At 63.4% G+C, this 15,466-nt stretch carries 11 protein-coding genes; 4 read left to right on the top strand and 7 right to left on the bottom strand.

Going from position 1 to position 15,466, the window contains the following annotated elements; translation table 11 throughout:
- Positions 1-44: 44 nt before the first annotated feature.
- The 6 genes from uca to C5N93_RS11385 all read right to left on the bottom strand — a co-directional run bounded on the left by uca (position 45) and on the right by C5N93_RS11385 (position 8,422).
- The gene (gene uca, locus C5N93_RS11360; RefSeq protein ID WP_242559342.1) at positions 45-3,647 is read right to left on the bottom strand and encodes an urea carboxylase; all 3,603 of its coding nucleotides are present in this window, start codon (positions 3,645-3,647) and stop codon (positions 45-47) included.
- An 11-nt stretch (positions 3,648-3,658) separates the two neighbouring features.
- Positions 3,659-5,581 (bottom strand): allophanate hydrolase, encoded by a 1,923-nt coding sequence (gene atzF / locus C5N93_RS11365; protein ID WP_242559343.1) that lies wholly within the window; start codon positions 5,579-5,581, stop codon positions 3,659-3,661.
- A gap of 217 nt (positions 5,582-5,798) precedes the next feature.
- Entirely contained in the window at positions 5,799-6,218 is a 420-nt protein-coding gene (locus tag C5N93_RS11370) for a type II toxin-antitoxin system HicB family antitoxin (RefSeq protein WP_242559344.1), read from the bottom strand.
- A 44-nt stretch (positions 6,219-6,262) separates the two neighbouring features.
- The gene (locus tag C5N93_RS11375; RefSeq protein ID WP_242559345.1) at positions 6,263-6,448 is read right to left on the bottom strand and encodes a type II toxin-antitoxin system HicA family toxin; all 186 of its coding nucleotides are present in this window, start codon (positions 6,446-6,448) and stop codon (positions 6,263-6,265) included.
- Positions 6,449-6,695: 247 nt separating this feature from the next.
- Entirely contained in the window at positions 6,696-7,883 is a 1,188-nt protein-coding gene (locus tag C5N93_RS11380; protein WP_150721299.1) for an alpha-hydroxy acid oxidase, read from the bottom strand.
- 65 nt (positions 7,884-7,948) lie between these two features.
- On the bottom strand, positions 7,949-8,422 hold the full coding sequence (locus C5N93_RS11385; RefSeq protein ID WP_058377695.1) for an Lrp/AsnC family transcriptional regulator: 474 nt from the start codon (positions 8,420-8,422) through the stop codon (positions 7,949-7,951).
- 270 nt (positions 8,423-8,692) lie between these two features.
- On the opposite strand from C5N93_RS11385, the gene C5N93_RS11390 reads away from it, so the two are divergent.
- Both C5N93_RS11390 and C5N93_RS11395 read left to right on the top strand, forming a co-directional pair.
- Entirely contained in the window at positions 8,693-9,781 is a 1,089-nt protein-coding gene (locus tag C5N93_RS11390; RefSeq protein WP_150721300.1) for a porin, read from the top strand.
- 279 nt (positions 9,782-10,060) lie between these two features.
- Complete coding sequence (locus C5N93_RS11395; RefSeq protein WP_242559346.1) at positions 10,061-11,545, top strand: amino acid permease; 1,485 nt, start codon at positions 10,061-10,063, stop codon at positions 11,543-11,545.
- A gap of 144 nt (positions 11,546-11,689) precedes the next feature.
- Here C5N93_RS11395 and C5N93_RS11400 read toward each other — a convergent pair whose 3' ends face one another.
- Entirely contained in the window at positions 11,690-12,442 is a 753-nt protein-coding gene (locus C5N93_RS11400) for a CerR family C-terminal domain-containing protein (protein ID WP_242559347.1), read from the bottom strand.
- Positions 12,443-12,686: 244 nt separating this feature from the next.
- Here C5N93_RS11400 and C5N93_RS11405 point away from each other — a divergent pair, with 244 nt between their 5' ends.
- A complete protein-coding gene (locus C5N93_RS11405) occupies positions 12,687-13,871 on the top strand; it encodes an HlyD family secretion protein (protein ID WP_242559438.1) in 1,185 nt (394 codons plus the stop codon).
- The gene (locus tag C5N93_RS11410; protein ID WP_242559348.1) at positions 13,864-15,462 is read left to right on the top strand and encodes a DHA2 family efflux MFS transporter permease subunit; all 1,599 of its coding nucleotides are present in this window, start codon (positions 13,864-13,866) and stop codon (positions 15,460-15,462) included. Before C5N93_RS11405 ends, C5N93_RS11410 begins: the two co-directional genes overlap by 8 nt.
- The last annotated feature ends 4 nt before the right edge of the window (positions 15,463-15,466 follow it).

Consider the following 15,466-nt stretch of genomic DNA (forward strand, 5'->3'; position numbering starts at 1 on the left):
CGTTCGACTCGATGAATCCGGTGAAAACGTTTTGGAGAAGACGCTCATACTAACGACACCAACGGTTCTCCTGCGTTGATCGTCATGCCCGGCATGCAGTGGAACTGTCTCACGGTGCCGTCACACGGCGCGCAGACCTGAAACTCCATCTTCATCGCCTCGAGAATCAGCAGCGGATCGCCCGCACTCACGCTCGCGCCCGGGGCGGCGAGCAGCTTCCAGACACTGCCGGAAATGTCCGCCGATACGGTCGACCCGCTCAGGTCGATGGCCTCGGCGCGTGCACCACTGGCGTGCGCATCGGCATCGTCGGCGCCGGCATCCAGCGCCCAGCGAGCGACTTCCGCCTCGAAGGCATCCTGCTGCTTGTCGTGGAATGCTGCGAGTTCGGGCTCGATCCGCGTGAGGAAGTCATTGTAGGCGCCGAGATCGAAAATCTCCTCCTTGATGCGAACTGCGCTGCGGCCCTCCCGGAAGTCGTTACGCAGCGTTTCGAGTTCCGCTTCGCTCACCGGATAGAAGCGCACCTGATCGAAGAAGCGCAGGAGCCACGGCTTGCCGTCGACGAAGACCTCGTTCTTCAGAAACTTGTTCCAGATCGGCAGCGTGCGCCCCACGAGTTGGTAGCCGCCCGGCGAGTCCATGCCGTAAATGCACATGTAGACGCCGCCGATACCGACGGTGCCCTCCGCCGTATAGGTCCGTGCCGGGTTGTACTTCGACGTGAGCAAGCGGTGACGCGGATCCACCGGCACGGCGCAGGGTGCGCCGAGGTAGACGTCGCCCAGTCCGAGCACCATGTAGCTCGCGCTATAGAGCACGTCGCGCACGTCGTCGACCGAGTCCAGACCGTTGATGCGCCGCATGAACTCGGTGTTGCTCGGCAGCCAGGGCGCCGTGTCGCGCACCGACTGGCGGTAGCGTGCGACGGCATCGAGCGTGGCCGAGTCTTCGAACGCCATCGGCAGGTACACGACGCGGCTCGGCACCTTCATCGTCCGCACGTCGGCGAGCGCAGCGTCGGCAATGCGCAACGCCTCGACGAGCGCGCGCTGCGGAATCACCCGGGAGTCATAGCGCACCTGAAGCGAGCGCACGCCCGGCGACAACTCCAGCACGCCGGGCACCGCATGCGTCTTCAGTTCCTCCATGAGCGCATGCACCCGGAAGCGCAGATTCAGGTCGAGCACGTTCTCGCCGTATTCGATCAGGAGGTACTTGTCGCCTGCCTGACGGAAGACGGTCTTCGGATGCGCGTCCCGCTCCGGCGCTTCGAACAGAATCGGCTCGCCGCGTCCGGCACGGAACACGGGGGCGAGCGTCGCCGTGGTCGGCCAGTCGGTGAGGAATGCGTCCTGTGCGCGCTCAAGTGCGAGGGCGTCGTCGAACGTCATCTCATGGAAACGAATCTTGTCGCCCGGCTTGACCTGACCGACCTTCCACAACTCGGCTTTGACGATGGTCGCTGCGCAGACGAAACCACCGAGGCTCGGGCCGTCACGCGTGAGGATCACCGGCATGTCGCCCGTGAAGTTGATGCTGCCGATGGCGTACTCGCAATCGTGCACGTTCGACGGATGCAACCCCGCCTCGCCGCCGTCGCCACGCGCCCAACTCGGCTTCGGCCCGCTCAGACGGATACCCAGACGGTTCGAGTTGTAATGCACCTCCCACTCGCTCGCGAAGAACGTTTCGATCGACTCGGCGGTGAAGAAGTCCGGTGCGCCGTGCGGACCGTACAGCACGCCGATGTCCCACGTCTTGCCGTAGGTCGGTACCAGCGTATCGGGCAACGCCGACGGCGCGTGCTGCGGTGCGAGTGCCGCGCATGCGGGCAGTGTGATGTCGGCGATGGACAACACGTCGCCCGGGCGAAGCGTGCGTCCGGCGTGACCGCCGAACTGACCGAGGGCGAACGTCGAACGGCTACCGAGATACACGGGCACGTCGAAACCGTGACGCACGGCCAGATAGCTGCGGCAGCCGCTCGTGGCGCGTCCGATGCGCAACGTCTGACCGGCTTTCACGGTCATCGGCGCCCAGAACGTCAGTGGTTCGCCATCGAGATTGCCGTCGGTCGGCGCGCCCGTGAGCGCGATGACGGTGTCGACGTGAAAACGCAGCGTCGGTCCGAGCACGGTGGTCTCGATGCCCGCCGCTTCGGGCGCATTGCCCACGATGCGGTTGCCCAGACGGAATGCCCAGTCGTCCATCGGCCCGGAAGGCGGTACGCCAATGTCCCAGTAGCCGACACGTCCCGGATAGTCCTGCACCGTCGTGTACGTACCGGGCTCGACCACTTCGACGACTTGCGGACGGTAGACGAAGCTGTCGAGATAGCGCGTCGACACGTTGCCCGCGACGAAGCCTTCGCTGTCGATCACGTGACGCAGATAATCCAGGTTCGTCGAGATCCCCGACAGACGCGTGTCTGCCAGCGCCTGCTTCATCTTCGCGATGGCGGCCGCACGGTTTTCCGCGTGCACGATCAGCTTCGCGATCATGGGATCGTAGTGCGCCGAGACTTCGGTGCCGGTGTCGACCCAGCCGTCGACGCGCACGTCCGGCGGGAAACTGGCTTCGGTCAGCGTGCCGGGGCTCGGTGCGAAATTGCGTAGTGCGTTCTCGGCATAGATACGCACCTCGATGGAGGCGCCCTCGGACGCCACCGGCCGATCGAGCGACGGCGGCTCACCGGCGGCGGTGCGAATCATCCACTCGACCAGATCGACGCCCGTCACGCATTCGGTGATGGCGTGCTCCACTTGCAGACGCGTGTTCACTTCGAGGAAGTAGAACGCCTGTTGCGCTTCGTCGTAGATGAACTCGACGGTGCCGGCGGAACGGTAGTTCACCGAGCGTCCGAGACTCGCTGCGGCCGACAGCAAACGCTCGCGTATGTCGGCGGGCAGATTCGGCGCGGGCGTCTCCTCAACGACTTTCTGGTTGCGCCGTTGCAGCGAGCAATCGCGCTCGCCCAGCGCAAGCACGTTGCCCCGACCGTCGCCGAAGATCTGCACTTCGACGTGACGCGCGCGGTCCACGAAGCGCTCGACGAACACGCCGCCGTTGGAGAAGAACGATTGCCCCAGACGTTGCACCGAAGCGAAGGCAGCGACGAGTTCGGCTTCGTCGTTGCACCGCGTGAGGCCGATGCCGCCACCGCCGGCCGTGCTCTTGAGCATCACGGGGTAGCCGATGGTACGAGCCGCTTCACGCGCGGCGTCGATATCGGCGAGCAACCCCGACCCCGGCGTGAGGGGCACGTCGGCGGCTTGCGCGAGTTCACGGGCGGCGTGCTTGAGGCCGAATTGCGCCATCTGCTGCGCAGTCGGGCCGACGAAGGCGATGCCTTCTGCCTCGCATCGCTCAGCGAATTCGGCGTTCTCGGACAGAAAGCCGTAACCGGGGATGATGGCCTGCGCGCCCGTCTGTTTGGCCGCCGCGATGATGAGGTCGGCGTTGAGGTAACTCTCGGCGGCGGTGTTGCCCCCGAGTGCGACGGCGACGTCGGCCGCGCTCACGTGCAGACTGTTGCGGTCGGCGTCGGAATAGACAGCGACGGCGCGGATGCCCATTCGCTTGAGCGTGCGAGCGATGCGACAGGCGATTTCACCGCGGTTGGCGATCAGAACGGTATCGAACATTGGGGGCTCTCTCAGGCGTCGGACGGCGTGGAACCGCGGGTGGTCTTGCCAACGTTGGTGAGGTCGGCGAGGCTCGCGATGTAGGCTGCCCAGCCACCGAAGGCCGTGATGTCCTTCGCCTCATGCAACCCGAACGGCTCGCAGATGAAGCCCTTGACCTGACGTCCGTCGGCCAGCGCAACGGTGCCGATGCCCAGCGGTGCGGGCACGCCGGCGACGAACGACCCGAATTCAGCGGATGGCACGTCCCACAACTCCAGTCGAATCTGCGCGCCGTCGTCGGTACGCAGCAATCCCGGCTTCGGCGGCGAGGTGTTGGCAAGCGCGAACAGGCGGTAGTTCGCGGACGTCGTCGTGCTCTCGACGAACTGCGCGCCGCGACTCGTCAACTCGTGGTTGAGCGGCATGCCGCGAAGGTGCGCGCCGACGACCGCGACGCGGATGGTGGCGGCGGGAGCGGAATCGGTCGCGAGAGCGAAGGCGGCATCATTGGCCGGGCGTGCCGAGGCAGGAGCACCCAGGGTGGCCGGCGGGTGCGGCGCGGCGACATCGTCTGCCGGCAGCGGCTGTCCCGTCGCACCTCGGGTCAGACCGGTGGTGCGATGCCATTCGCCGGCGAACTCGGCGAGCGCGCGTTCGCGCCAGGCATCGGCGATGAACGTGATGCCGAACGGCAGTCCGTCGTCGCGCAAACTGGCGGGCACGGAGAACGCGCTCCAGTCCAGCAGGTTCACGAAGTTGGTGTATTTGCCGAGATGACTGTTCAGACGCACCGGATCGGCCAGCAGTTCGTCGATCTTGTAATGCGTGGGGGCCGTCGGCACGAGCAAGGCGTCGAAGGGGGCGAGCACGGCATCGGCGCGACGTTTGAGATCGGCCAGCCGGTACATCGATGCGAACGTGTCTGCCGCGGAGAAGGCCTTCGCCTTGAAGATGATGTCGCGCACGACCGGATGGATGTCGGCTTCGTTGGTTTGCGCGAAGTCGCGAATGGCGGCGTAGCGTTCGGCGACCCATGCACCGTCGTATAGCAATTGCGTCACCTCGTCGAACAACGAGAAGTCGATGGGCACGCAGGTCGCACCGCGCGCTTCGATCTGGGCGACGGCGTCACGGAAGGCTTTCTCGGCCAGCGCGTCACCGAAAAACTCGGGCGTTGCGGGGATGGCGAAGCGCGGTGCCGCAGGGACTTTCCAGCGCGTTGCTTGGGCCGGGGCTTCGCGCGACAGACCATCCAGCGGGTCGAACGCTGCGGCCACGTCGTAGACGAGTGCGGCATCGGCGGCGGTCGTTGCGAACACCGAGACGCAGTCGAGGGTGCGGCAGGCGGGCACCACACCGGTGTTGCTGAACGCACCACGCGTGGGCTTGAGGCCGATGATGTTATTCAGGCCAGCGGGGACGCGTCCCGAACCCGCCGTATCCGTACCGAGCGCGAAGGGCACGATGCCGCGCGCGACGACGCTCGCCGAGCCCGAGCTGGATCCGCCGGAGATGTAAGCAGGATCGAACGTGTTGGTGGGAATGCCGTAAGGCGAGCGCACGCCGACCAGGCCTGTGGCGAACTGATCGAGATTGGTTTTACCGATGACGATGGCGCCGGCGTCGACGAGACGTTGCACGAGGGTGGCGTTGGTATCGGGGGCATATGCAAAGGCGGGGCACCCGGCCGTGGTCTCGAAGCCCGCGGCGTCGATATTGTCTTTCGCGGCAAACGGCACGCCATACAGCGGCAGCTTGCGCATGTCGCCCCCGACGGCGGCGAGCCGCGCGTCGAGCCGCGTGAGTTGCGCCTCAAGCACGGCGGGCGTGACCGTCGAGATCCACGCGACGTCGCCGGGCACAAGTGCGTCAACCAGTTCACCCAGTAATTGGGCGGGTGTGGCGCCGCTGCGATAAGCGCTCAGCCACTGCGTGATTGTCCAGGAGTGCATCTGGTATTCCTTCTTGTGTACAAGTTTGAGGAATACCTATGCAAGGGGTGTGCCAGACCTTGGCAATACCAGTAAATATAAGGACGTCAGCGCAAACGCCCCGAAAGCGGGCAGCGCCGTAGTTGTGCCGGATGCACGAAGGCGGTGCGGTTTGCACGACGAGCGCGCACAATGACGCACACGTCACGCGCCTCCATCCGGGCGCGTGCCCCAATCGCTACACCGCGCGAACTTCCAGTCGCTTGCCCAACACGGCAAAAGCCGACTCGACGGCGTCCAGCCGAGACGCATACCCCAGCTTGAGCAAGCGATCCACTTGCACCTGATTCACATGCATTCGTCTGGCCAACTCGGCCTTCCGGACGTTCTGCGCGATCATTTCGTTGGCCAGCAACACCTTGATGGATGCCATCATCGGCAAGGTGATGGTCGTCTGCCCTCGTTTGGGACGCGAAGGCCACGGAATCGGACGTTTCTGCGAAAAGTAAAACTCTAGTGCAGCCTCGAGCGCCTCGAGCGCCTGCTCGCGAGCATCTGACTCGTTTTCACCAACCGTGATCGCCTCGGGCACGTCGGGAAATGTGACTAGCAAAGTACCGTTGGTATCGCGCTTGAGCGTGATGGGATAGGTCAACATGACTCACCTCAATAGTTCGTCGCCCTTGGGGGGACCGATCAAGGTCACTTCAGACCCAACTGCTTCTTGATGGACTCCACAAGACCGCGGCCAATCTCCTTGGCACCGTGATCGGGAAACACAGTGGATCGCCCATTGAGGGTCACGCGAAAATGGCTCGACCCGGCCCGGTGCTGCTCAAACGTGGCGCCTTGTCGCTTGAGCCATCGTCGGAACTCGCTGTACTTCATACATCACCCACGATGAAATCGAATAATACAACAGATTTGTTGTGATGATCACCCACACTACACAACACATTTGTTGTAATTTCGAAAACCTCCTTGCGTCGTCGTGCAATGACGTTGCGACATCATGACCTCGTCTAACCTTCACCGGCACACCGCGGCACATTTATCGGAATGCCCCTACGTCAATAAAAAAACCGCAGCACGATGGCTGCGGTTTCGTTGTATCGCGTGAGTGGCGAGAGTCGTGTTACGGCCTGCCCGGTTCCGGAAGGTAGGGACCGATGCCCGTCGGGTAGCTGCCCGGGATCAGCATCGAAGTGTCGAGACGCTCGACGTTCGTACGGCCTGTCAGGGCCATCGTCACGTCCATCTCCTTCGCGATCACTTCCAGCGCACGGCGCACGCCCGCTTCGCCCATCGCGCCCAGGCCATACAGGAACGGACGCCCGATCAGCGTGCCCTTCGCGCCCAGCGCCATCGCCTTGATCACGTCCTGCCCCGAACGAATGCCGCCGTCGAGCCACACCTCCGTGTCGCGCCCCACGGCCGCCACGATGTCCGGCAACGCGCGAATCGTCGAGATCGCACCGTCCAGTTGGCGGCCGCCGTGATTGCTCACCACAATGGCGTCCGCCCCGGTGTCGCGCGCCGCACGCGCATCTTCGGGATCGAGCACGCCCTTGAGCACCAGCTTGCCGCCCCAGCGCTTCTTGATCCACTCGACGTCGTCCCACGACAGACACGGATCGAACTGCGCGGCCGACCATGCGGCAAGCGACCCGATGTCGTCCACCCCTTTCGCATGTCCCACGATGTTGCCGAACGTGCGACGTCGCGTGCCAAGCATGCCCATGCACCAGCGCGGCTTGGTCATCATGTTCGCGATGTTCGGCAGCGTCAGCTTGGGCGGCGCGGACAAACCGTTCTTGATGTCCTTGTGACGCTGGCCGCTGATTTGCAGATCCATCGTCACCATCAACGCCGAACAACCGGCCGCCTTGGCGCGATCGATCAGACGTTCGATAAAGTCGCGATCGCGCATGACATACAACTGGAACCAGAACGGCGCCTTGGTATGCGCCGCCACATCCTCGATGGAGCAGATGGACACCGTCGAGAGCGTGAACGGTACACCGAACGCCTCAGCGGCACGCGCCGCGAGAATTTCGCCGTCGGCATGCTGCATGCCCGTCATCCCCGTGGGTGCCAGCGCCACCGGCATCGCCACCGACTCGCCGAGCATCGTCGTGCGTGTGCTGCGATGCTCGATGTTCACGGCCACGCGCTGCCGGAATTCAATGCCGCCGAAGTCCGCCGCGTTCGCCCGATATGTGGATTCGGTCCAGGACCCGGAATCGACATACTCATAGAACATGCGCGGCACCCGCTGCTGCGCCAGAACCCGTAAATCCTCAATCGTGGTGATCACTGCCATGCTGCGTCTCTTCTTTTAAGAATGTATTCTCAAATTTCGAGAATAGTTAATATGTTTTGTATTTTTTATTTCTGCTTCACGAGATCGACGAGCGACTGCGTGTTTTTAATTGTCTTTAGGACAATGTTCGATTGAATCGACATGACAGCCGGCGCCCGGTATAGCTCATTGACGATAAAGTCGGAGTAATGCGCGAGGTTACGCGCTCTTACCGTCAAGATGTAATTGGCAGAGCCGGTGACGATGCGGGCCGTGACGACTTCCGGCCAGTTCTGCACGCACGCCAGAAACTTTTCATGCCACTGATCGACGTCCGGACGCAATGTGATTTGCACTAGCGCTTCGAACTCCAGACCGATATGCTGTGCGTCCACGATGCAGCGATATCCGGAAATCACCCCCCGGTCCTCCAGCAATTTCACCCGGCGCAGGCATGCCGATGGCGACAAGCCAACGGCGTCGGCCAGTTCCTGATTGGAGATGCGGCCATTGAGTTCCAGATGGCGGAGGATGCGCAGGTCGGCAAGGTCGAGGTTCATTGGCAGAATCCATCAAATTTTCATGGATTCTGGCAGATCCTTCGAATTATTGCCAGTTGCCCGCTAGAAATAGCAAGCAAATTCCATTTTTGCGTTGATATGATAGCTCTCGGCCCCGGGCCGCATGGGTGACATATTCCCGATGGGGCCGTTTCTAATATTGCAGTCGTCGTGCCGAGAAGAATCCGTAATCTCCTTTATCGGAAGGAGCTGCGGATCGTTTTAAGCGTTCACCAAAAAAAACGTCTACAAGACGCACCAAGGAGACCCATGAAGTCTGCACTTCCGGCCAGTCTGGCCATCATTTCGGCCGCTTGCGGCCTCGCCTTCAGCACCACCGCTGCCGCACAAAGTTCCGTCACGCTGTACGGGATCGTCGATCAGAGCGTGCGCTATCAGACCAACGCCAACGCCAATAACGACGCTCTCTGGCAAGTGACCAACGGCGCCGTGACCAACAGCCGCTTCGGCTTCAAGGGCTCGGAAGATCTGGGCGGCGGCATGAAGGCGATCTTCCAGCTGGAATCGGGTATCAACCCGCAGAACGGCACGCTCGCCAACAACCCGCGTCTGTTCGATCGTTACGCATTCGTCGGTTTGCAGAACCAGTACGGCACGATCAAGATCGGTCGTCAGGCGACCGAGGCGTTCAACGTGTACGGCGACTTCGATCCGCTCACGATCGGCAACTACGCGAACAACTCGTGGATGTACAACATCACGCGCGGTCGTGTGGATAACGCCGTGAGCTACGCCGGCACGTTCGGCGGCCTGTCCGTCGGCGCAACCTACGGCTTCGGCAACACGGCTGGCACGATGGCCGCAAGCAACTACTGGGGTGCACGCGCCGCCTACGCCATGGGCCCGTTCCAGATTGCCGGCGTGTATCAGGCCGCCCGCGATGCCAGCAAGCGCGTGCAGCAGATGTGGGGCCTGGGCGGTATCTACAGCGTCTCCATCGCCAAGGTGTTCGTCGGCTACATGGGCGGACGCGACCGCAGCGGCTGGCTCGACAGCACGCTCAACGATCCGGCGCACACGGTCACTACGGGTAACCTGAACGACAACCCGCGCAAGGACATGACGTTCTACCTCGGCACGACCATCCAGGCCATGCCGAACCTCGCCATCACCGGCGCCGCGTACTTCGACGACATCAAGAACATCAACGCACAGGCGGGCGACGCCGGCTCGGGCCGTCGTTACACGTATGTGCTGCTCGCCGAGTACGCGCTGTCCAAGCGCACGCAGGTCTACGGCACGGTCGATTACAACAAGGTCAGCGGCGCCGCACGCGTCGAACTGCCGGGTAACTCGACGCAGGTCGGCGTGGGCACGGGCATCCGCCACATCTTCTAAGCGGCACGCACAGGGCGCGCATCGAGCGCATCAAACGCACGCCCTGCGCCATCCGATCCGCCAGAAGGCTTCACTTTTTGCAGTTCGTATCACCCGCCCCGGTTCCGATCGGGGCGGCGGGGCCCGCTCGCGCCTGCGATTCCGGCATCCTGGCCACAGGCACAGCGCGGTGCATCGGCCAATGCCGTATTGCGTCGCGCAAACGGGCAATGACAAGCAATGTTGTACTCATGCAGATGCCGCGCTCATCTCGATCGTGCGGTGTCCCAGAGGTGTGTCATGACGCGTACTCCCCAGTCTCCCCAGCCGACCCGGTCCACTCAGTCGACGTCCTCGGCCAGGCCCCGCGACTTCTCGCACATCACGAAGCGCGAGCAAGGCCTGCGTCGTTCGCTCACCGCAAGTCAGATGGCCATGATCGCCATCGGCGGCGCGATCGGCACAGGACTTTTCCTCGGTAGCGGTTTCGCCATCGGCTTCGCCGGACCGAGCGTGCTGATCTCCTATGCCATCGGCGCACTCATCGCGCTCATGCTCATGGGGTGTCTGGCGGAGATGACGGTCGCTCACCCGACGTCCGGCTCGTTCGGCGCGTACGCCGAGCATTACATCGGGCCGTGGGCCGGTTTTCTGGTGCGCTATGCGTATTGGTCCTGCATCGTGCTCGCCGTCGGCACGGAAGTCAGCGCCATCGCCGTCTACATGAAGTACTGGTTCCCACAGGTGCCGGGCTGGTACTGGGTCGCGGGCTTTTCCGCCGCGCTGGTGCTCGTGAACGCCATGTCTGTGAACCTGTTCGGCGCCATCGAGTATGGGTTCTCGCTCATCAAGATCACCGCCATCGTCATCTTCATTCTGATCGGCGCGTATGTGGTCTTCATCGCGCCGAACTCGGTCGCAGACGCCGCTCACTCACCCGCAGGTTTCGCCAACTACACCGCACACGGCGGCTTCTTCCCGAAAGGCCTCTGGGGCATGTGGATCGCGGTCATCATTTCGATCTTCAGTTACCTGTCCATCGAAATGATCGCGGTCGCCGCCGGTGAGGCAGAGAACCCCGAGCGTGCCGTGACGCGCGCCTTCCGCTCGACAGTCGTGCGCCTCGTGCTGTTCTATCTGCTCACGCTCGCGCTGATGCTCGCCATCGTGCCGTGGACCGCCGCCGGTCAGGACGAGAGCCCGTTCGTGAAGGTGATGCAGGCCATCAACATTCCGGGGGCTGCCGGCGTCATCAACTTCGTGGTGCTGATCGCGGCGCTCTCGTCGATGAACAGCCAGCTCTACATCACCACACGCATGATGTTCTCGCTCTCGCGCGCCGGCTACGCGCCCGCCCGCTTCGGCGAAGTGAACCGTCGCGGGGTGCCGCTCGCGGCGCTGCTGCTCTCGACGGTCGGCATTGCGCTCGCGACGCTCGTGAACTTCCTGTACCCCGAGTCGTCGTTCACGTTCATGATGGCGATCTCGATGTTCGGCGCGATGCTCACGTGGATGATGATCTTTGTCACGCACTTCTTCTTCCGTCGCGCGTGGCGACGCGAATCGCATCCGCCGCTGGCGTTTCGTATGTGGGGTTTTCCGTGGCTCACACTGCTGGGCGCAGCGCTCATGGCCGCGATCATGCTCACGACGCTCTTCACCGGTGTCTTCCGCATGACGCTGATCTTCGGTGTGCCGTTCGTCGCTGTCGTGCTGCTGGTCTACTTCCTCTGGTATCGCAAGCGCGATGGCGAACCGCAGGGGCGAACGGCCACGCAGTCCTGATCGCGTGAACGTGATGTGGTGACGTTGTCGTTCTTGCTGTTGCTGTCGTTCTCGTTGCCGCGAGGCATCGGCATGCGCCGCAATGCGCTGAAATGAAAATGGGGGCACGTGTCAGTGCCCCCATTTCGTTATGTGCCGCGCAGCTTACTTTGCCGCAGCCTTGCGTTCGCGCACGGTGCGCTCCAACAGGTAGCGCGTCTGTTCCATCACGGCTTCGCGCACCATGCGGTTACGCTCGGGGCTCGGCTCAGTGCCCCACCCCATCGAACAATCGACAGAGCGGCGCATTACGCGAAACGCCATGCCGAGCGTGCTGATGCACACGGCACGAACGCGCATCGCTTCGTTGTCGGGTTCGACACCGGCGAGTCGCGTCACGATATTCGAGCCGACCGCCGCCAGACGGCTGGAAAAGCGATCGTGAAAGACCTTGAAGCCCGCGTCGGGCCCCAGCCCCGCCTGCTCGCGCGCCATGAACATGTTCCAGCCCTCGATCTCCGGGCTCTTCTCCATGAAGCCGCCCTTGCGGCTCTGCAACTCGCAGAAGGCGTCGATCAGTTGCTCGTCGGTCGCATTCGGATCGGCCACCACCTGCTCGGCCAACTCGATGGCTTCGCCCATCTGCCCGAGCACGAGTTCCAGGATGTACTCGACGCAAGCCTTGTACACCCCTTCCTTGTTGTCGAAGTAGTACTGAAGCGCGGGCGCATTCACGCCCGCCGCGTTCGCGATGTCGCGCGTGGACGCCCCGGAAAACCCGAACTCCCCGAAGCACTTGATCGCCGCGAGGATGATGCGCGCACGCGTCTCCTCGCCACGTTGGTATCCCGTATCGACCGCATGTCGCGGGCGCGCGGGTGTGCTCTGAACACGCGCAGCACGTGATGTTCCCGTCATGTATCCCCTTGCTTGCCAAAACTTTCGTCAAAAATATAACACTTGACATAAATCGATCAACTGGAATAATTCTGCCAATTGGAATAATTTGAGGAAAATTCCCATGACCACCGCAGCACAGGTCAAGCCGTCGGAGTCGGTGCAGACGATGGCGCGACCCGCAGACACCCCGGCCGCCAAGGCGCAGGAAAGCGCCGCAAAGCCCGACCAGACAAAGGCGCCGGCCAATCCGCGCCGCAAGAAGATGCTGTTCGGCGCGCTGGCGCTGGGGATCGTCGCCGGCCTCGGCTGGGGGGCGCACTGGTGGTTCGTGGGACGCTTCATTGAGTCGACCGACGACGCCTACCTGCAAGCCGACAGCATGACCGTCGCCCCGAAGGTCGGCGGTTATGTGACGGAAGTGCTCGTGCGCGACAACGAGACGGTCAGCGTCGGCCAGCCGCTCGTACGACTCGATGGCCGCCAGTATCAGGCCGCGTACGACGAAGCCGCCGCGACCGTGGCCGCCCGTGAGGCGGACGTCGCCCGCGCGCAGGCCGAGCTGTCGCAGCACGCCGCGACCATCGCGCAGGCACGTGCCGAACTCGACAGCGCCCGCGCCAATGCTGCTTACTCGGCCGGTCAGGTCAAGCGTTACGCCCCGCTCGTGGCAACCGGCGCCGAGACGGACGAGCGTCTGGCCGAACTGCGCAACACCAGCACCCGCGCGGACGCCTCGCTCAAGAGCAACGAGGCCAGCCTTCAGTCAACGGAGCGTCAGACGGACACCCTGACGGCCGCGCTCGCGCAGGCCAAGGCGCAATTGGCGGTGGCGCAGGCCAGTGCCCGCAAGGCAGAACTCGATCTGGCGGATACCGTCGTCAAGAGCACGCTCGCCGGACGCGTCGGCGACCGCGCCGTGCGCGTCGGTCAGTTCGCGCAACCGGGCACACGGCTGCTGACGGTCGTGCCGGTACAGAACGTCTATCTGACGGCCAACTTCAAGGAAACGCAGGTCGGCCATATGCGCGCCGGCCAGCCGGTGACGATTCACGTCGACGCATTGCCGGGCGAGCCGATCCATGGCGTGGTCGACTCCGTGTCGCCGGGCACGGGCTCGCAGTTCGCACTGCTGCCCGCCCAGAACGCGACGGGCAACTTCACGAAGATCGTGCAGCGCGTGCCGGTACGCATTCGTCTCGAAGCGCCGGAATCGTTGCGTGCCGTGTTGTTGCCGGGACTCTCGGTGACGGCGGATGTCGACACGCACCACAACGCTACGACGGCCACGGCGGCCGCACCGGCCAAGCAGGCGGCACGAGCGGAACCGACACAGGTGTCGCTTAGCGCGCCGCTCGGCTCGGCGGTCGGCCCGCTCATGAACGCACCGTCGAATGCCAATGCGGCCAACGCCGCAGCGACGTCCGGCGACGGAGTCCAACGTGGCTAATACGGGCGCTGGCAGCGTCACCCACGCGCCGGCGGCACACCCGGCGGCCCCGGCAAACGCCACGGCGTCAGACTGGATCGCGGTGGCGGCCGGCGCGCTCGGCGCGTTGCTCGCCACGCTCGACATCTCGATCACGAACTCCGCACTGCCGCAGATTCAGGGGCAGATCGGCGCATCGGGCACCGAGGGCACGTGGATCTCGACCGGCTATCTCATGTCGGAAATCGTCATGATTCCGCTGGCGGCGTGGCTCACGCGCGTGCTCGGTCTGCGACGCTTTCTGATGCTCAATGCCGTCTTCTTCACGCTGTTCTCGATGATGTGCGGCGCGTCGAGCAGCCTGCCCGAAATGGTCATCGGTCGTATCGGACAGGGCTTCGCTGGCGGCGCCATGATCCCGACGGCGCAGATGATCATCCGAACGCGATTGCCGCGTCACCAGATGGGCGTCGGCATGGCGATGTTCGGACTGATCGTGCTGCTCGGGCCGCTACTCGGTCCGGTCGTTGGCGGATGGCTCACCGAAAACGCGAACTGGCGCTGGTGCTTCTTCCTGAACCTGCCGCTGTCGGCCGCCATCGTCACGCTGCTCATCCTCGGTCTCAAACGCGAGCCAACCAACTTGCAGGCCTTCCTCAAGGCGGACTGGCTGGGGATCGTGGGGCTGGCCATCGGACTGAGTTCGCTTACCGTGGTGCTCGAAGAAGGTCAGCGCGAACGCTGGTTCGACTCGCACATGATCATCTGGCTGTCGATACTGTCGGCACTTGGCATCGGCATGATGCTCGTGGCGCAGTTCACCGCCGAGAAGCCCATCGTCAAGCTCTCGTTGCTGGGCAACAAGAACTACGCGAGCGTGATCTACATCGTGTTCACGGTCGGGGCCGGGCTGTATGGCGTGTCGTATCTGCTGCCGCAGTTCCTCGCAACCATCGCGGGCTACAACGCGCAGCAGTCCGGCAACATCATGCTGCTCTCCGGATTGCCCGCGTTCCTGATGATGCCGTTCCTGCCTCGCCTGATCAGCCGAGTCGACATACGTCTGCTCGTGATTCTCGGGCTGTTGTTCTTCTTCGCCAGTTGCATGCTCGACATCGATCTCACGGCACAGAGCGTGGGGCATGACTTTACGCTGTCGCAATTGCTGCGAGGCGTCGGGCAGATGCTCGCGATGATGCCGCTCAATCAGGCCTCGATGGCGGCTGTCGAAGCACAGGACGCCGGTGACGCCGCAGGCCTCTACAACATGGCACGCAACCTCGGCGGCTCCGTGGGCCTCGCGCTGCTGGGCACCCTCATCGATCGTCGCACCGACTATCACGACGCCGTGCTGCGCGAATCTCTCACCGCGAACAATCCGATGGGGCAGGAACATCTCTCGGCGAATGCGGCAAGTTTCTTCGCGCAATCGGGCGATATGGTCCACGCGCAGTTGCAGGCCACGGCGCAGTTGGCCGCCGAGATCGCGAGACAGGCGAGCGTGATTACGTTTTCCGAGACTTTCTATGCACTGGGTATCGCGTTGCTGCTTTGCGTGCCGCTTGCCCTACTGCTCAAGCAACCGGCCGGATTCTCCTCTGGCGGGCATTGATCGA

This window comes from Pandoraea sp. LA3, assembly GCF_022696215.1.
GTDB classification, from domain to species: domain Bacteria; phylum Pseudomonadota; class Gammaproteobacteria; order Burkholderiales; family Burkholderiaceae; genus Pandoraea; species Pandoraea capi.